This is a genomic window from Stenotrophomonas sp. STEN063, assembly GCF_056854515.1.
Genome location: NZ_JBXFWF010000025.1, coordinates 1 through 15,798, shown reverse-complemented (window position 1 = coordinate 15,798; position 15,798 = coordinate 1). Strand labels below are relative to the sequence as shown.

Below are 15,798 nucleotides of genomic sequence, written 5' to 3'. Positions count from 1 at the left end.
GCATGCTTTTGATCGGCGTTGCCGGCACCGAACTGACTGCCCAGGAGCGAGACTGGCTGCAGCACGACGCCGTGGCCGGGGTGGTGCTGTTCAAGCGCAACTTCGCCTCGCGGGCGCAGGTGGTGGAGCTGACCGCGGCAATCCGCGCTGCCACCGCACGTCCGCTGCTGATCAGCGTGGACCAGGAAGGCGGGCGCGTGCAGCGCTTCCGCGAGGGTTATGCCGATCTGCCGCCGCTGGAAGGCTTCGGCAAGCTCTATGCGAGCGACCCCGACGGCGCCCTGGCCCTGGCCGAGCAGCACGCCTGGCTGATGGCCAGTGAAATCCGCGCCAGCGGCCTGGACCTGAGCTTCGCGCCAGTGGTGGACGTTGGCCATGGCAACCTGGCCATCGGCAACCGTGCCTTTGGCGAGGACCCGCAGGTCGTGGCCGCCCTGACCGCTGCCTATGTGCGCGGCATGCACTCGGTCGGCATGGCCGCCACGCTCAAGCATTTCCCCGGCCATGGCACGGTCCGTGAGGACACCCATGTGGACACCGCGGTGGACCCGCGGCCCCTGGTCGAGATTGAAGCCCACGACCTGATACCGTTCCGGGCAGGCATCGCCGCTGGCGCCGACGCGGTGATGATGGCGCACGTCATCTACCCGCAGGTGGCGCCGGAGCCGGCAGGCTACTCGCCGCGCTGGATCAACCAGATCCTGCGTGAGCAGATGGGCTTCCGTGGCGTGGTGTTCTCTGACGACATCGGCATGGCGGCCTCGTTCGCCGCCGGTGGGGTCAAGGCCCGCGTTGATGCGCACCTGGATGCCGGCTGCGACGTGGTGCTGGTCTGCCACCCGGAGCTGGTCGAAGAATCACTGCAGGCCGTGACCGGCCGCAGCTTGAATACCGCCGCCCTGTTGAGCCTGATCGGCCGCGGTGCGATGGGCTGGGGCGGCCTGCTGGCCGACGCCCGCCACGCCGATACTCGTAATCATCTGTTTGAAAACCTTGGAAGAACCGCCTGATGTCCAAACTCACTCTTGAACAAGCCGTGGCCCAGGCCGACCTGCTGGTCGACCGTCCCACCATCGACACCGCCATCGCCGGCATCGCCGACGCCATCGCGCGTGACTACAAGGGCGAAGTGCCGGTGTTCATCTCGATCATGAACGGTGCGCTGCCGTTCGCCGGCCAGTTGGCATTGGAGCTGGGTGCGCGCGGCCAGGACGCGCAGTTCGACTACATGCAGGCCTCGCGCTACCACGGCGAGACCGGCGGCGAGCTGGTCTGGAAGCACCGCCCGGTGTCGGCCCTGTTCGGCCGCCGGGTGATCCTGGTCGACGACATCCTGGACGAAGGCTTCACCCTGCAGGGTGTGCGCGAATGGTGCCTGGAGCAGGGCGCGACCGACGTGCGCATTGCCGTGCTGACCGTGAAGAAGCACGACCGTTGCCTGCCGGGCGTCAAGGCCGACTACGCCGGCATCGACCTGCCGGACCGCTTCGTGTTCGGCTTCGGCATGGACGTCAACGAATCGCTGCGTTCGCTGCCGGCCATCTACGCAATGAAGCAGTAATACCGGTGGCCGATGCTTGCCATCGGCTTTCGGTCTGATCGCGGCTGGGCCACGCCAAGGGCGTGGCTTGCGCGTGCCCAACGAGAACATCAGGAATGAGCATGGAACCTATCGCCCTGGCCGTTATTGGCGGCACCGGCGTGTACAAGCTGGCCGCGCTGGACGATGTCCAGACCCATGAAGTGGAAACCGTCTATGGCGCCCCCTCGGGCCCGGTCAGGGTTGGCCTGTTGAACGGCCAGCGCGTGGCGTTCCTGGCCCGGCATGGCGAAGGCCATTCGATTCCGCCGCACAAGATCAACTACCGCGCCAACCTGGCCGCGCTCAAGCAGCTGGGCGCAAGCCGGGTGCTGGCCTTGAACACGGTGGGCGGCATTGGCGACGACTTCGGTCCGCGCGTACTGGCCTGCCCGGACCAGCTGATCGACTACACCTGGGGTCGGATTTCCACCCTCAGCGAAGAGGAAGGCAGCGAGGTCCTGCATGTGGACTTTGGCCACCCCTACACGCCGTCGTTCCGTGCCAAGGTGCTGGCGGCTGCCAAGGCCAAGGGCGTGGCCATCCAGGACGGCGGCTGTTACGGCGCCACCCAGGGCCCGCGCCTGGAAACCAATGCCGAGATCGCGCGGATGCGCCGTGATGGCTGCGATCTGGTCGGCATGACCGGCATGCCCGAAGCCGGGCTGGCGCGCGAATTGGGGCTGGAGTACGCCTGTCTGGCGATCGTCGCCAACTGGGCCGCTGGCTGCGGCGATGCCGAGGAGATCACCATGGCCGAGGTTTTGGCCAATGTGGAGGCAGCTTCGTCCGGTTTGCCGACTTTGGTGGGTGAATTGGCCCGGGGGTGATTGTCATCCCGGCTTAAGGTTTGCATACTCCGCCAGTACGCCTCATTCAGCGTGCATCAATCCATTCATCGAACAAGGTCTCGCATCACCATGCCGAACGGTACCGTCAAGTGGTTCAACGACGCCAAGGGATTTGGCTTCATCTCACCGGAGGACGGCAGCGCCGATGTCTTCGCGCACTTCTCCGCGATCAATTCCAAGGGCTTCCGCAGCCTGCAGGAAGGCCAGCGCGTCAGCTATGACGTGACCCAGGGCCCGAAGGGTGCCCAGGCTTCGAACATCACGCCGGCCGAGTGATCCACCCGGTTGTGCGGAAGAACCCCGCTTCGGCGGGGTTTTTTTTTAGCAATGGCAGTCGGCCCAGGGAGGGACTGCAATGAGCAAGACACTGGATATCGCCATCGTCGGCTATGGCACGGCCGGTCAGGCACTGGCGGTGCTGCTGTCGCGCGACGGGCACCGGGTGCAGGTTTTCGAGCAGGCGGCGACCCCTGGGCCGGTAGGCGCGGGCTTCCTGCTACAGCCCAGTGGCCTGCAGGCGCTGTGGCAGATGCAGTTGATGCCGCAGGTGCTGGAGCACGGCGCGGTGGTGCGCCGCCTGTACGGCGAGACCCCATGTGGACGCGCGGTGATGGACATGACTTACGCCGGGCTGGACGCGCGGCTGTGCGGCGTGGGCATGCAGCGCGGGGCGCTGTTCTCGCTGCTGGATGCGGCCTGGGATGCCGGCCCGTCGCTGCATGTGGACAGCCATATAAGCGCCATCGATGAATCCCTGCAGCGCGTACAGGACCAGCACGGGCGTTGGCACGGCCCATTCGACCTGGTGATCGCCACCGACGGTTCGGGGTCCGGCCTGCGTGCGCAGGTGCAGGGCACCAAGCTGGATCGCGTTTACCCCTGGGGCGCGCTCTGGTGCCTGTTGCCGCGCGGCGATTGGCAGCATGGCGATGAGCTGCGCCAGCGCTATGTGGCCGCGCGCAAGATGATCGGCCTGCTGCCGGTGGGCACACGACCGGGCGACAACGAACAGCGCCTGAGCTTCTTCTGGAGCCTGCCGCGCGACGGTTTCCAGGCCTGGGAGCGCGACGGGCTGGAACCGTGGCTGGATGAGATCGCCACGCTGTGGCCGGAAGCGCGCGAGCGCCTGGCCGGAGTCAGCGTGCAGGCGCAGCTGGCCCGTGCCAGCTACCGCGATGCGGTGATGCAGCGCTGGTACCGCGGCCGCCTGGTATTGGCCGGTGACGCGGCGCACTCGATGAGCCCGCAGCTGGGGCAGGGCGTCAACATGGCGTTGATGGATGCGATGGCGCTGCGCGATGCCTTGCGTGCGGAGCAGGACATTGATGCCGCATTGGCGCGTTACCAGCACCAGCGCAAGGCGCATGTGTGGCTGTACCAGTTCTGGAGCCGCTGGCTGACGCCGATCTTCCAATCCGATCACGATTGGATCGCCAATGGCCGCGACCTGCTGTTCAAGCCGATGGGGCGCATGCCTGGCGGTCGTGGCCATATGCTGCGTGTGCTGAGTGGCACCCAGCATGGCCTGTTCGGCAAGCTCGCGCTGCAGGATGAATTCATCGCTGCGCTGGCCGAGGTCGCGCAGAAACGCTGAGCAACGCGCGGACGACGGGCGCTTGCGGCAGAATCAAGGGCGGTCCTCCACGAGTCGCCGCCATGCTGCCGCAGCCGCCTCCGTTTGAAACCCACGTCGTCGACAACCAGCCGCCGCCGTTTGCCGAGCGTGACCTCTGGCACGACGATCTGGCCTTGCAGCAGAGCGTGCAGCGCGAGGGTGCGCAAGCCTTTGCCGGGGCATTGCAGCACTACGGCGTGCTGGCCGGTGGCGAGCTGTACCGGATCGGCTTCGATGCCAACCGTCAGCGGCCGCTGCTGCGCACACATGACGCGCAAGGGAACCGGATCGATACCGTCGATTTCCATCCGGCGTATCACCGCTTGATGGCCACGGCGAAGACCCGTGGTGTTGCCGGGCTGTCCTGGCGCTCGGCGCAGCCCGGCGCGCATGTCGCGCGTGCGGCCTTGAGCTATCTGCACCATCAGGCCGAAGCGGGCAGCAGTTGCCCGTTGACCATGACCCACGCCGCCGTGCCGGTGTTGCGGCAGGAGCCTGCGTTGGCGGAATGGGCCGACAAGGCCGCCGCTCCGTTCTACGACGCACGTGATCTGCCCATCGGCGACAAGCCGGGTATCACCGTCGGCATGGGCATGACCGAGAAGCAGGGCGGCTCCGATGTACGCAGCAATACCACCCTGGCAACGCCGTTGGCGGGCGAGGGCGAATACAGCCTGGTCGGGCACAAGTGGTTCTTCTCCGCGCCGATGTCCGATGGCTGGATGGTGCTGGCACAGGCACCGGGCGGGCTGAGCTGTTTCCTGATGCCGCGCCGGCTGGCCTGCGGGCGGCGCAACAACTTCCATCTGATGCGCCTGAAGGACAAGCTCGGCGACTGGGCCAACGCCTCCAGCGAGGTGGAGTTCTGCGGCGCCTGGGCGCGGCGCGTTGGCGAAGAAGGACGCGGCGTGGCTACCATCATCGAGATGGTGATGCTGACTCGGCTGGATTGCATGCTGGGCTCGGCCGCGCAGATGCGCATGGCCCTGGCGCAGGCGCTGCATCATGCACGGCACCGGCGCAGCTTCGGCAAGCTTTTGGTCGAGCATCCGTTGATGGCGAATGTGCTGAGCGATCTTGCAATCGAATCGGAGGCTGCGACCACCTTGGCGATGCGCGTGGCGCGCGCCGTCGATGGCGCGCCGCAGGACGCACATGAAGCCGCCTTCGCACGGATCGGCACGGCGATCGGCAAATTCTGGATATGCAAGCGCGCCCCAGGCTTCGTCAACGAGGCGCAGGAATGCCTGGGCGGTGCCGGCTATGTGGAAGAGTCGATGCTGCCGCGGCTGTACCGGCAGGCGCCGCTGAACTCTATCTGGGAAGGCAGCGGCAACGTGCAGTGCCTGGATGTGCTGCGTGCCTTGCAGCGCGAACCAGAAACGCGTGTGGCCTTGCTGACCGAGTTGCAGCAGGTTGCCGGTCGCAACGACGACTATGACCGCGCGCTTGAGGCCGCGCTGCGCCAACTGCAGGACGCCGAACTAACTCAGGCAGATGCGCGCGCGCTGGTCAGCGATGTCGCGGTGTTGTTGCAGGCAGCCGCGTTGCTGCGCGCGGACAGCCCGCTGGCAGCTTTGTATGTGCAATCACGCTTGCCGCGTGCGGCCGGTGTCTACGGCGTGCTGCAGGCAGCAACGCCGTTTGCAGACATTCTGGCGCGCGCCTTGCCGCAGGTCTGATCAGCCAGCGCCATCCAGTGCCGGGTCGAAGCGCAGCACCTGGTTGCGGCCGCTGCGCTTGGCCCGGTAGAGCGCGGCATCGGCCTTGCGCAGGAGGGTGAGGCCAGCCACACCATCAACCGGATACGTGGCCACGCCCAGCGAGATGGTGATCGGTGGCAGCGTCTTGCCGGAGAACGGCACGCTCATCTGTGACAGCGCAAGACGCAGTTCCTCGGCCTGGCGCAGCGCATTGTTGCTGTCCGACTCAGGCAGGATCACGGTGAACTCCTCGCCGCCATAGCGGCAGGCGATGTCTTCGCCGCGCAGACGCGAGCCCAGCAGTTGGCCGATGGCCGCCAGCAAGGCATCGCCGCCGCCGTGGCCGTGGGTATCGTTGAACTGCTTGAAATGATCCACATCCAGCATGATCACCGACAGCGGGAAGTCGCGCCGGCCGCAGCGTGCGATCTCGCGGGTCAGTGACTCTTCCAGGTAGCGCCGGTTGTACAGCCCGGTGAGTGGATCGCGGATCGACTGCAGGCGCAGCGACTCGCGCAGGCGCAGGTTGCTCAGCGCAAGCGACAGCTGCTCCACCGCCGACTCGGCGATGTTCAGGCGCGGCAGCGGGCCGGGGCCAGCACCGGAGAGGAACAGGAAACCAATCTGTACGCCTTGTGCCGACATCGGGATGCAGGCGGTGGCAACACTTTGGCCGGGCTCGGGGCGGCTGATATGCGGGCAGCTGGCATCGCGCAGCAGGTCATCGATGACATGCGGTTGCCCACGCCGGATCGCCCAGCAATCACTGGGCGGCAGGAAGGCGCTGGTTTCCACCAGGGGTGTGCCCCAGCTGACGATGTTCTCGACACGGTCATTGGAAGCGCGCAGCAGATAGACCGAACCGGCGACATTGGGCATCAGCGCTTCCAGCGTGCGCGCGCTGATTTCCAGGGCTTCTTCCGGGTTGGCGCAGCTCTGCAGCAGGCCGGTATAGCGGCCCAGGGTCTGCAGGTCGGCGCTGGAACGTTCGATCTGTTCCAGGTTGCCCGCCAGCTGCTGGCTGGCGCTGGCTGCGCGCTTCTCGGCGCGGCTGCGGCGGCGCAGTTCGGACAGCAGGATGCCGTATACCGATGCGACCACGGCCAGGCCGAAGGGGATGCCGGCCAAGGCGAGCCCGAGCAGCAGATCAGCACTACGGCGCGAGCTGGCGGCACGGTCCACCAATCGCTCGTGTTCCTCCTCGACCATGGTCCGCACCTGCTGGCGGATGGCGCTGGTGGTGCGGAATGCATTCTGGTTGATCGCCGCGCGTGCGGCGTCCAGGCCTTGGCCGTCATAGATATCGACGACGTGCTGGATCTGCTGCAGGCGCTGGTTCACCAGCTCGTTGAGCTTGAGCGCATTGCGCGCCTGATCGGGGTTGTCGGGGATCGACCTGGACAAGCTGCTCAGTAGCAGTGGAAGTCGTTCCACGCTTACCTGGTAGTCAAGCAGGTAGGCCTGGCTGCCGGTCAGCAGGTAGCCGCGCTCGGCCGACTCTGCATCCAGCACCATGGACTGGATCTCATCAATCCTGCTGATGACTTCGTGGGTGTGGGCGACGAGTCGTGCATCGGCGATGAACCTGCGCGCACCGACGAATACACCGACGCCAATGGCAACGAACACCAGCGCCGAGAATATCAGCGCGAATTTACTGCCCGTGTGTTTCCGCATCCGGTCCTTGACTGCATGATCAAGGTGATACGCACGTGCTGCCTACGCGCGCGTGATCACATGCCAACCCGGATGGTGTGCATCCGGCCCCTGTGGCATCACGCATCCTGCGCGAGCGCCACGCAGCCATCATCGACATGACAGCTGCGTGGCGAGTCTATCAATGCTTGGCGGCGTCCGCTTTCTCGCGCGCCTGCTTGGCGGCGTCGTGGGCGTGGTCGGCAACCTTCTGCGCCGCGTCGGCGGTAGCTGCGCTGGCATCGGCAGCGGCGTCCTTGGCTGCGATGGAGGCTTCGTCGGCCGCCTTGGCGGTGGCGTCGGCGGCATTGTCCAATGCCTGCTGCGATTCGGCAGCGGCGTTGCGGGTGGCCGCTGCGGCCTGGTCAGCGGCATCGCGGGTTGCGCCGGCCGCGGATTCGGCTGCGTTCCTGGCCGCCTCGGCGGCATGGTCTGCGGCCGCTGCCGCGTCCTGCTTGGCCTGCTCGGCGTTACGGTCATTGCAGCCAGCCAGGGCCAGCACCAGGCCTGCGGTCATTACGGGGACAAACAGTTTCATTGCACTCTCCTGGGATGGGCCAATGGGCTCACCCTAGGGGTTGGCGTATTCAGATCACGTCAAGGCTCGGCCGCGCCGTTAGGGAACGCTGGATTGGCGCAGGCACAGTGCGACGATCGAATGGTGCGCAGGTGCGCATGCGCTGATCACGGCTTGCAGGTTGCGGGCGGGCTGTTGTTCCCAGCGTGCACGGCGGCGCTGGCCCGTTTGGGCTTGTTCGAAGTGATCCGTGGTATTGCCGGAGTACGCCCAGGCATAAAAAAAGCCGCTGGCGAACCAGCGGCTTTTCGATACTAGCTTGGAAGCAGAAGTTATTACTTCTTGGCTTCTTCAGCAGCGTCCTTGGCCTGTGCAGCAACGTCTTCAGCAGCCTTGGCAGCGTCAGCAGCGGCGCCAGCAGCAGCGTCGGTGGTGGCAGCAGCGGCTTCGCCAGCAGCCTGACCAGCAGCGTCAGCAGCGGTGGCGGCGGTGTCAGCAGCAGCCTGGGCAGCGTCAGCGGTAGCAGCGCCAGCGGTGGCAGCAGCGTCAGCAGCGCCCTGGGCTTCGGTTGCAGCGGTGTCAGCGGCAGCGGCGGCGTCAGCAGCCTGCTCCTGCTTCGAGCAGGCGGTCAGGGCCAGACCCAGGGTCATTGCGATCAGCAGCTTGTTGATGCTCATTTGTGAATCCTCGTCGTGAAATTAGGCAACGCGCCATTGCGCGCCGGGAACATGATGACAAGCCCATTTCGACTGTCAAGCGGTCCCGCATTCAGGTTTTGAATTATCTGAAATTTTTCAATCAAATCAATTCAATGGCGATGGCAGTTGCTTCGCCGCCGCCGATGCAAAGCGACGCAATGCCACGCTTGAGGCCGCGCGTGCGCAATGCATTTACCAGCGTAACCACCAAGCGGGCACCCGATGCACCGATAGGATGACCCAGTGCGCAGGCACCTCCGTTGACGTTGATCTTGGCATGCGGAATGCCCAGCTCACGGATCGGCGCCATCGCCACCACGGCAAAGGCTTCATTGATTTCGAACAGGTCGACGTCGGCGATGTTCCAGCCGGCTTTCTCCAGGGCCTTGCTGATCGCGCCAATTGGCGCCGTGGTGAACCACTCCGGTTCCTGCGAGAAGGTGGCATGCGCGGCAATGCGGGCCAGTGGCTGCACGCCGCGCTCGGCGGCATCGTCGGCGGACAGCAGCACCAGCGCGGCGGCACCGTCGGAAATGCTCGAGGAGCTGGCGGCGGTGACGCTGCCGTCCTTCTTGAAGGCCGGGCGCAGGGTCGGGATCTTGCTGATGTCGGACTTGCCCGGCTGCTCGTCCTGGCTGAACTCGACGTCGCCCTTGCGGGTGGCAACCGTGACCGCAACGATTTCATCGTTGAATGCGCCGTTGGCCTGTGCAGCCTGTGCGCGGGTCACCGATTCAATGGCGTAGGCGTCCTGCTCTTCGCGGGTGAAACCGAACTTGGCAACGGTGGCCTCGGCGAACACGCCCATGGACTGGCCGTCGTAGGGGTTGGTCAGGCCATCCCATGCCATGTGGTCCACTGCCTGGAAATTGCCGTAGCGGTTACCGGTACGCGAGTTGGGCAGCATGTGCGGGGCGTTGGACATGGACTCCATGCCGCCGGCAACCACGATGCTGGCCGAACCGGCCTTGATCAGGTCGTAGCCGAGCATGATGGCTTTCATGCCGGAGCCGCAGACCTTGTTGAGCGTGGTGGCGCCGGCGCTGGTCGGCAGGCCAGCGGCAAGTGCGGCCTGGCGAGCCGGTGCCTGGCCCAGGTTGGCCGGCAGCACGCAGCCCATGATGACCTCGGACACATCCGCGGCGGGAATGCCGGACTGCGCGATGGCGGCGCTGATGGCAGTGGCGCCCAGGGTCGGGGTGGGGACGCCGTTGAACTGGCCAAGGAAGGAGCCAATGGCGGTACGCTTGGCGGCGGCGATGACGATGTCAGACATGAGCAATCTCGGTTATACCTTGCGGCAATTATCGAACGTATGCGGGACCGGGCACATTGGACCAACGGCACATCCCCACAGACAGTGGATTGTCGTTGCAGTATAGAAGGTAGCCGGAGTGCTACCGGGATCAGGTAATACCTGAATTGGCGAATCATCCATCGGAAGGGGAGCAGGGGAATGAGCAGTGCAATGGTGAGCAGCAATTTGCCGCGCGGCGTGTTGGCCAGTTCATTGGCATTGGCGCTGGCAGCGTGTGGGAGTGGTAGCGGCCCGAAATCCGATCCGCCGCCGGTCACACCTCCGGTAACGCCACCACCTACTACAACGCCACCTGTGACCCCCCAGCCTGCGTTTGATGCGCATCTGGCACTGACGAACACGCAGGCCGCGCACGCCATGGGCCTGGACGGAACTGGCTACCGCATCGGTGTGATCGACTCAGGGGTGATGCGCAACCATCCAGCGCTGGCAGGGCGCGTGTTGGCCAACTACAACTATCTGAACCCGGCGCAGAACAACCTGTCGGTGGACGATGTGGTTGGACATGGCACCACGGTTGCGCAGCTGGCCGCCGGCGCGCCGACCGGGCGATGGCCGGGTGGTGTCGCGCCGGGTGCGCAGATCCTTTCCGCGCGCATCATCGCCGACAAATCGCCTACCGATGATGGTTCCGGCAATGGCAACGAAGTGACCGGTGCGCTGGGTATGGCCTCGGTACATGCCGACCTGATCCGCGATGGCATGCGCATCATGAACAACTCCTGGGGCGGCCTGTACTGGACCCGGCCGAACGTGACGGCCGAGATTGCCAACGAGTACCGTCCTTTCATCAACAACAATGATGGGCTGGTGGTGTTCGCCACCGGCAACGAGTCAAAGCCCAATCCTTCCGACATGGCGGCGTTGCCGAGCAAAGTTGGCAATCCCGGCAGTTATCCGGCGGCCGACCTGGAACGTGGCTGGCTGGCGGTGGCAGCCTTGGATACGGCCAAACCGACGGCGCTGGCCTCCTACTCCAATGCCTGCGGCGTCGCCAGGAATTACTGTCTGGTGGCGCCGGGGACATCGATGTTCCTTGGACAGGACAGTACGGCCAACAATCTGTCGTATTACTACGGCAGCGGCACCTCCTATGCGGCGCCCTTGGTGTCGGGCGCAGCAGCATTGGTGTGGCAGGCATTCCCTTACTTCAACAATGACCTGGTCCGGCAGACGCTGCTGGGGACTGCGACCGATCTGGGGGAAGCTGGGCCGGATGCGGTGTTCGGCTATGGCCTGCTCAATGTCGGCAAGGCGGTGCAGGGGCCGGGCAAGGCGGACTGGGGGGATATCAAGGTCAACGTGAGTCAGCTCGGGCTCAATTCGATGTGGAGCAATCCGATCAGCGGTGCCGGCGGTCTGGTGAAATCCGGCAGCGGATCATTGGGCTTGTCCGCCGCCAACACCTACGCCGGTGCCACCCGTATCCAGCAGGGCACGCTTGCGCTGCGTGACGGCGGTTCGATCCGTTCGAATGTCAGCATCGATGCGCAGTCCAATCCTTCGGCTGCGGCACTTCAGTTCATGGGAGGCACCACGCGTGTGGTGGGCAACGTGGACAACGGCGCCAGCGTGATCGTGCTGAGTAATGAAGGCTCGGCAACGATCGAGGGCAACTACGTGCAGCGCTCGGGCGCACGCTTGATGGTTGCGCTCGGTTCCAATGCCTTGCAGGTCACAGGAACGGCGAGCCTGGATGGTGGGGTGATGGTAAATGGCGCGGTCGCCGGCTACGTGCCACAGGATGGTCGCCGCCAGGACCTGCTGCATGCCGGTGGCGGTATCAGCGGGCAGTTCGCAACCCCGGCGACTGGCAGCACCGGGGTTACCTTGCTGCAGACCCAATATGGCTATGACGCCAACAACGCCTGGCTGCAGTTGGACCGGGTGAGCGTCACGGCGGCGGCAAGCGCCGCCAGCGTTGGCTTGCGCGCGATGTCGGCGGCGCAGCGGGTGGAGCAGGCGTTCGAACTGCTGGATTCCGATGATGTCCTGCAGGCCACGGCGTTCGGCTCAGCGGCGGCATCGGTGCAGGGCGTCGGCGGCGGTTTTGCCGGGCTGGCCCAGAGTCTGGAGAGTCTCTCCGGCCAAGCCCATGCCACTGCCACCGCGATGACCTTTGACAGCATCGATATGAACCGGCGTGCGCTGTCCAGCCAGTTCGCCGAGGGCGGTGCGCAGTCGGCAGTCAACGGTGTCTGGATGCGCAGCCTTGGTGGTGGCGGGCAGGGCGGTTACCTGGGCAGTGACTACAGCGTCGGCGGCTGGATGATGGGCGGCGAAACTGCGTTGTCCAGCAATGCCGTGCTGGGTTTCGCGTTCGGCGAAACCCGCGCCAATGCCAGCGGCGGTGTGGCGCAGGACCGGAGCCGTGACCGTCAGACCCAGTCGCAGCTCTACGCCGGTTGGCAGCGCGGTGATGCCTATGTGCTGGGCCAGGCCGGATTTGGCCAGTACCAGCGCGAGTTGGATCGCGGGCTGTTGTTGGGTTCCGAGCGCGCCGGGGTGCAGGCGCGTTACAGCGGCAACTTCCTGTCCAGCAGCATCGAGGCCGGTTATCGGCTGGGTCACGGTGCAGCGCAGCTGACGCCGTACCTGGGCGCGGACTACACGCGTATCGACGGTGGTGCGTTCAACGAGCAGGGCGGCTATGGCTTCGGCCTGCGTGCTGACGATTGGAGCAGCAGCAGGGTGCAGGCCTTGGCGGGCTTGCGCGGGCACTACCTGTGGAAGCGGGTGGCGTTCAATGGCTATGCGGAATGGCAACAGGCGCTGGGCGGTAATGGCCTGAGCCTGGATGCCAGCTTCATCGGGGTGGACGCCTGGGCGCCGATTACCGGCCTGCAGCCGTCGCGTTCGGGCGGTTTGTTTGGGTTGTCGGTGGATTCATGGCTGGCCCGCAATACGCGCCTGTCGCTGGGCTATGACCAGCGCTTCGGCCCGCGAGGTGACAACCGACAGGTGTCGTTGCGCCTGCAGCAGGCGTTCTGACCTGGCAGCGGTGTCGGGTTGCTGAAAAGCAGAAGGCGGGCGAGATGATCGCCCGCCTTCGGTGTTTCAGCGGCAGTGCTTACTCGCCGCGCAGGCGGTTCATGCGCGGCACCGAACGGCCCATCGGCATCTTCAGTTTGCCGATCGCTTCCAGTCGGCTTTCTGCGATGCGGTCGGCCGCGCGCTGCGGCGAGACCTCGTCACGCTCGGATTGGTCGAAGATCTTGCCGAGGTTGTGGTAGATGCTGCGGATCAGGCGCATCGCGCGCTCGCGGTTGTAGCCGTCGATCTCCAGCGACACATTCATCACGCCGCCGGCATTGACTGCATAGTCCGGTGCCCACAACACGCCACGCTTGTACAGCTCATCGCCCACGGCATGGCTGGCCAGCTGGTTGTTGGCGGTGCCGCAGATGACCTTGGCCTTGAGCCGCTCCAGCGTGCTCATGTCGATGGCGCCTTCCATCGCGCAGGGCGCGAATACATCGGCGGCAACGTCGTAGATGGCGTCGGGCTTGACCGCTTCGCAGCCGTATTCAGCAACGGCCTTCTGCACCAGCACCGGGTCCAGGTCGGTGACGTAAAGCTTGGCGCCGCGCTCGCGCAACAGCTTCACCAGCTCCATGCCGATATGGCCCAGGCCCTGCACTGCAATGCTGAGCTTGCCGATTTCCTCATGGCCGAACTTGCGCTTGACCGAGGCCATCAGCGCCTGCAGCGCACCGTAGGCGGTAAACGGGGCCGGATCGCCAGAGCCGCCATGGACCTGGTGCACACCGGTGACGAAGCCGGTCTCCAGGTAGATGTTTTCCATGTCGTTGACGTCGGTGCCGACATCCTCGGCGGTGATGTAGCGCCCGGCCAAGGCCTCGACCTGACGGCCGAAGGCACGGAACAGCACCTCGCTCTTGGCGGTCCTGGGGTCGCCGATGATCACCGCCTTGCCGCCACCGACATTCAGTCCGGCCAGGGCGTTCTTGTAGGTCATGGTGCGGCTCAGGCGCAGGACGTCGCGCAGCGCGTCATCGGTGTTGGCGTAGGGGCGCATGCGCACGCCGCCCAGAGCCGGGCCCAGTGTCGTGTTGTGGATGGCAATGATGGCCTTCAGGCCGGCATCGCGGTTCTGGCAGAACAGGACCTGCTCATGGCCGGAGGTTTCGAGGGTGTCGAACAACATGCAGGCTCCGATGGTGTGTTTGCCACAACGTCAGTGATCGTGTAGCCAAATGGTTGGCCGGAAAACAAAAAATGCGACTTCGTCGGGGCAATGACGGGTCGCGGATGCGCCATTCTAATCCATTCCTGCTAGGGGAATGTTCAGGCAGGGCTACCCGCGCTGGCACCTCGCTTTGCCGGAAACGGCGGTCAGCGTGCCTATCGATAGAGTAAACCCGCAAAAGGTCACGCTGCGCTGCAACCTGACCTGCGAGGGCGGCGGTTCTATGATCGGTTGCAATAGAAACCGGATGTTGCACGGCCCATGAGTACCCCCGCCTCCCAGCTCCCGCAGGCGCAGCCTGAAACCACCCCGCTGCGCTTCGTCACCGCCGCCAGCCTGTTCGATGGCCACGATGCGGCCATCAACATCATGCGCCGCCTGATCCAGGCGCAGGGTGCGGAGGTGATCCACCTCGGCCACAACCGCAGTGTGGAAGACGTGGTACGCGCGGCATTGCAGGAAGACGCCGACGCCATCGCGCTGTCGTCCTACCAGGGCGGACACGTGGAGTACTTCAAGTACATGGTCGACATGCTGCGCGAACGCGGCGCCGGCCACATCAAGGTCTTCGGCGGTGGTGGCGGCACCATCACCCCGGAGGAAATCCGCGAGCTGCAGGCCTATGGCGTGGAGCGCATCTACCACCCCAACGACGGCATGAAGATGGGGCTGGTGGAGATGATCGAGGACGTGGTGGCGCGCGCTGGCAAGGCCCGCGAAGCTGCCGCCCGCGAAGTGCACGCACAGGCGCCTTCGATCGAGGATGAGATCGGCATTGGCCGGGTGCTCTCGCAGCTTGAGGACGGCAATCACGGTGAGGCCGAATTGGGATCGCTGCGCAAGCAGTGGCAGCTGGCTGCCGGCAAGACACCGGTCATCGGCATCACCGGCACCGGTGGCGCCGGCAAGTCCTCGGTCACTGACGAACTGCTCAACCGCTTCCTCGCCAGTTTCCCGCAGATGCGCATCGCGGTGATCTCGGTCGACCCGACCCGTCGCCGCACCGGTGGCGCGCTGCTGGGCGATCGCATCCGCATGAACTCGCTGCGCTCCAAGCGCGTCTACATGCGTTCGATGGCAACCCGTCGCCAGCATGCGGCAATCAATACCGTGCTGCGCGATTGCATTGGCTTCCTGAAGTCGCTGCACTTCGATCTGGTGATCGTCGAGACCGCCGGCATCGGCCAGAGTGATTCGGAGATCGTCGATCTGGTCGACTTCCCGATGTACGTGATGACCAGTGACTTCGGCGCACCCAGCCAGCTGGAAAAGATCGACATGCTCGATTACGCCGAGCTGGTGGTGCTGAACAAGTTCGACAAGCGCGGCGCCGAAGACGCGCTGCGCGATGTACGCAAGCAATGGAAGCGCAACCGCGTCGCCTTCGCCATGAAGGACGAGGACGTGCCGGTATACCCGACCATTGCCAGCCAGTTCAATGATCCGGGCATCAGTTGGATGTTCGTGAACCTGTGCCGTCTGTTGCGTGAGAAGCAAGATCAAAACCGGGGTGCGCTGTGGCGGGTGTATACGCAAAACGCGCGGGGGGGCCGGGGTGTTGTCGCCCGGGGCGCCGCGCGCGCGGGCGCCCCCCGCGCCGGGGGGGTGGGGG

At 65.2% G+C, this 15,798-nt stretch carries 13 protein-coding genes; 8 read left to right on the top strand and 5 right to left on the bottom strand.

Features of this window, described 5'->3' with window-relative positions; genetic code table 11:
- The first annotated feature begins 2 nt into the window (after positions 1 to 2).
- The 6 genes from nagZ (at position 3) to AC1VWL_RS08700 (ending at position 5,727) form a co-directional block, all read left to right on the top strand.
- Complete coding sequence (gene nagZ, locus AC1VWL_RS08725; protein WP_481615364.1) at positions 3 to 1,010, top strand: beta-N-acetylhexosaminidase; 1,008 nt, start codon at positions 3 to 5, stop codon at positions 1,008 to 1,010.
- Positions 1,010 to 1,561 (top strand): hypoxanthine-guanine phosphoribosyltransferase, encoded by a 552-nt coding sequence (locus tag AC1VWL_RS08720; protein ID WP_481517624.1) that lies wholly within the window; start codon positions 1,010 to 1,012, stop codon positions 1,559 to 1,561. Before nagZ ends, AC1VWL_RS08720 begins: the two co-directional genes overlap by 1 nt.
- Before the next feature lie 101 nt (positions 1,562 to 1,662).
- Entirely contained in the window at positions 1,663 to 2,409 is a 747-nt protein-coding gene (locus AC1VWL_RS08715) for an S-methyl-5'-thioinosine phosphorylase (protein ID WP_282269621.1), read from the top strand.
- Between the two features lie 90 nt (positions 2,410 to 2,499).
- Positions 2,500 to 2,706: a transcription antiterminator/RNA stability regulator CspE gene (cspE, locus tag AC1VWL_RS08710; protein WP_057506519.1), complete on the top strand. Its 207-nt coding sequence runs from the start codon at positions 2,500 to 2,502 to the stop codon at positions 2,704 to 2,706.
- Between the two features lie 79 nt (positions 2,707 to 2,785).
- The gene (locus AC1VWL_RS08705) at positions 2,786 to 4,024 is read left to right on the top strand and encodes an FAD-dependent oxidoreductase (RefSeq protein ID WP_482986409.1); all 1,239 of its coding nucleotides are present in this window, start codon (positions 2,786 to 2,788) and stop codon (positions 4,022 to 4,024) included.
- A 62-nt stretch (positions 4,025 to 4,086) separates the two neighbouring features.
- Complete coding sequence (locus AC1VWL_RS08700) at positions 4,087 to 5,727, top strand: acyl-CoA dehydrogenase family protein (RefSeq protein WP_482986408.1); 1,641 nt, start codon at positions 4,087 to 4,089, stop codon at positions 5,725 to 5,727.
- Here the strand turns inward: AC1VWL_RS08700 and AC1VWL_RS08695 are convergent, their stop codons facing one another.
- The 4 genes from AC1VWL_RS08695 to AC1VWL_RS08680 all read right to left on the bottom strand — a co-directional run bounded on the left by AC1VWL_RS08695 (position 5,728) and on the right by AC1VWL_RS08680 (position 9,934).
- The gene (locus AC1VWL_RS08695) at positions 5,728 to 7,425 is read right to left on the bottom strand and encodes a diguanylate cyclase (protein ID WP_482986407.1); all 1,698 of its coding nucleotides are present in this window, start codon (positions 7,423 to 7,425) and stop codon (positions 5,728 to 5,730) included. It abuts the gene before it with no gap.
- Between the two features lie 160 nt (positions 7,426 to 7,585).
- Entirely contained in the window at positions 7,586 to 7,981 is a 396-nt protein-coding gene (locus AC1VWL_RS08690; RefSeq protein WP_482986406.1) for a hypothetical protein, read from the bottom strand.
- 314 nt (positions 7,982 to 8,295) lie between these two features.
- Positions 8,296 to 8,637: a hypothetical protein gene (locus tag AC1VWL_RS08685; protein WP_282272266.1), complete on the bottom strand. Its 342-nt coding sequence runs from the start codon at positions 8,635 to 8,637 to the stop codon at positions 8,296 to 8,298.
- 121 nt (positions 8,638 to 8,758) lie between these two features.
- Positions 8,759 to 9,934 (bottom strand): thiolase family protein, encoded by a 1,176-nt coding sequence (locus tag AC1VWL_RS08680; protein WP_482986405.1) that lies wholly within the window; start codon positions 9,932 to 9,934, stop codon positions 8,759 to 8,761.
- Positions 9,935 to 10,126: 192 nt separating this feature from the next.
- Here AC1VWL_RS08680 and AC1VWL_RS08675 point away from each other — a divergent pair, with 192 nt between their 5' ends.
- Positions 10,127 to 12,967, top strand: coding sequence for a S8 family serine peptidase (locus tag AC1VWL_RS08675; protein ID WP_482986404.1), 2,841 nt, complete (start codon positions 10,127 to 10,129; stop codon positions 12,965 to 12,967).
- Between the two features lie 79 nt (positions 12,968 to 13,046).
- Here the strand turns inward: AC1VWL_RS08675 and AC1VWL_RS08670 are convergent, their stop codons facing one another.
- Positions 13,047 to 14,144 carry a Glu/Leu/Phe/Val dehydrogenase dimerization domain-containing protein gene (locus tag AC1VWL_RS08670; RefSeq protein ID WP_296250902.1) on the bottom strand — a complete coding sequence of 366 codons (1,098 nt, stop codon included), beginning with the start codon at positions 14,142 to 14,144 and terminating at the stop codon, positions 13,047 to 13,049.
- Between the two features lie 303 nt (positions 14,145 to 14,447).
- Here AC1VWL_RS08670 and AC1VWL_RS08665 point away from each other — a divergent pair.
- On the top strand, positions 14,448 to 15,798 hold a 1,351-nt coding region (locus AC1VWL_RS08665), incomplete at its 3' end, for a cobalamin-dependent protein (protein WP_482986403.1).

Excerpts from the sequence above, each read along its gene's own strand:
- nagZ (WP_481615364.1), top strand. The coding sequence starts at position 3 with ATGCTTTTGATCGGCGTTGCCGGCACCGAACTGACTGCCCAGGAGCGA.
- AC1VWL_RS08720 (WP_481517624.1), top strand. The coding sequence starts at position 1,010 with ATGTCCAAACTCACTCTTGAACAAGCCGTGGCCCAGGCCGACCTGCTG.
- AC1VWL_RS08715 (WP_282269621.1), top strand. The coding sequence starts at position 1,663 with ATGGAACCTATCGCCCTGGCCGTTATTGGCGGCACCGGCGTGTACAAG.
- cspE (WP_057506519.1), top strand. The coding sequence starts at position 2,500 with ATGCCGAACGGTACCGTCAAGTGGTTCAACGACGCCAAGGGATTTGGC.
- AC1VWL_RS08705 (WP_482986409.1), top strand. The coding sequence starts at position 2,786 with ATGAGCAAGACACTGGATATCGCCATCGTCGGCTATGGCACGGCCGGT.
- AC1VWL_RS08700 (WP_482986408.1), top strand. The coding sequence starts at position 4,087 with ATGCTGCCGCAGCCGCCTCCGTTTGAAACCCACGTCGTCGACAACCAG.
- AC1VWL_RS08695 (WP_482986407.1), bottom strand. The coding sequence starts at position 7,425 with ATGCGGAAACACACGGGCAGTAAATTCGCGCTGATATTCTCGGCGCTG.
- AC1VWL_RS08690 (WP_482986406.1), bottom strand. The coding sequence starts at position 7,981 with ATGAAACTGTTTGTCCCCGTAATGACCGCAGGCCTGGTGCTGGCCCTG.
- AC1VWL_RS08685 (WP_282272266.1), bottom strand. The coding sequence starts at position 8,637 with ATGAGCATCAACAAGCTGCTGATCGCAATGACCCTGGGTCTGGCCCTG.
- AC1VWL_RS08680 (WP_482986405.1), bottom strand. The coding sequence starts at position 9,934 with ATGTCTGACATCGTCATCGCCGCCGCCAAGCGTACCGCCATTGGCTCC.
- AC1VWL_RS08675 (WP_482986404.1), top strand. The coding sequence starts at position 10,127 with ATGGTGAGCAGCAATTTGCCGCGCGGCGTGTTGGCCAGTTCATTGGCA.
- AC1VWL_RS08670 (WP_296250902.1), bottom strand. The coding sequence starts at position 14,144 with ATGTTGTTCGACACCCTCGAAACCTCCGGCCATGAGCAGGTCCTGTTC.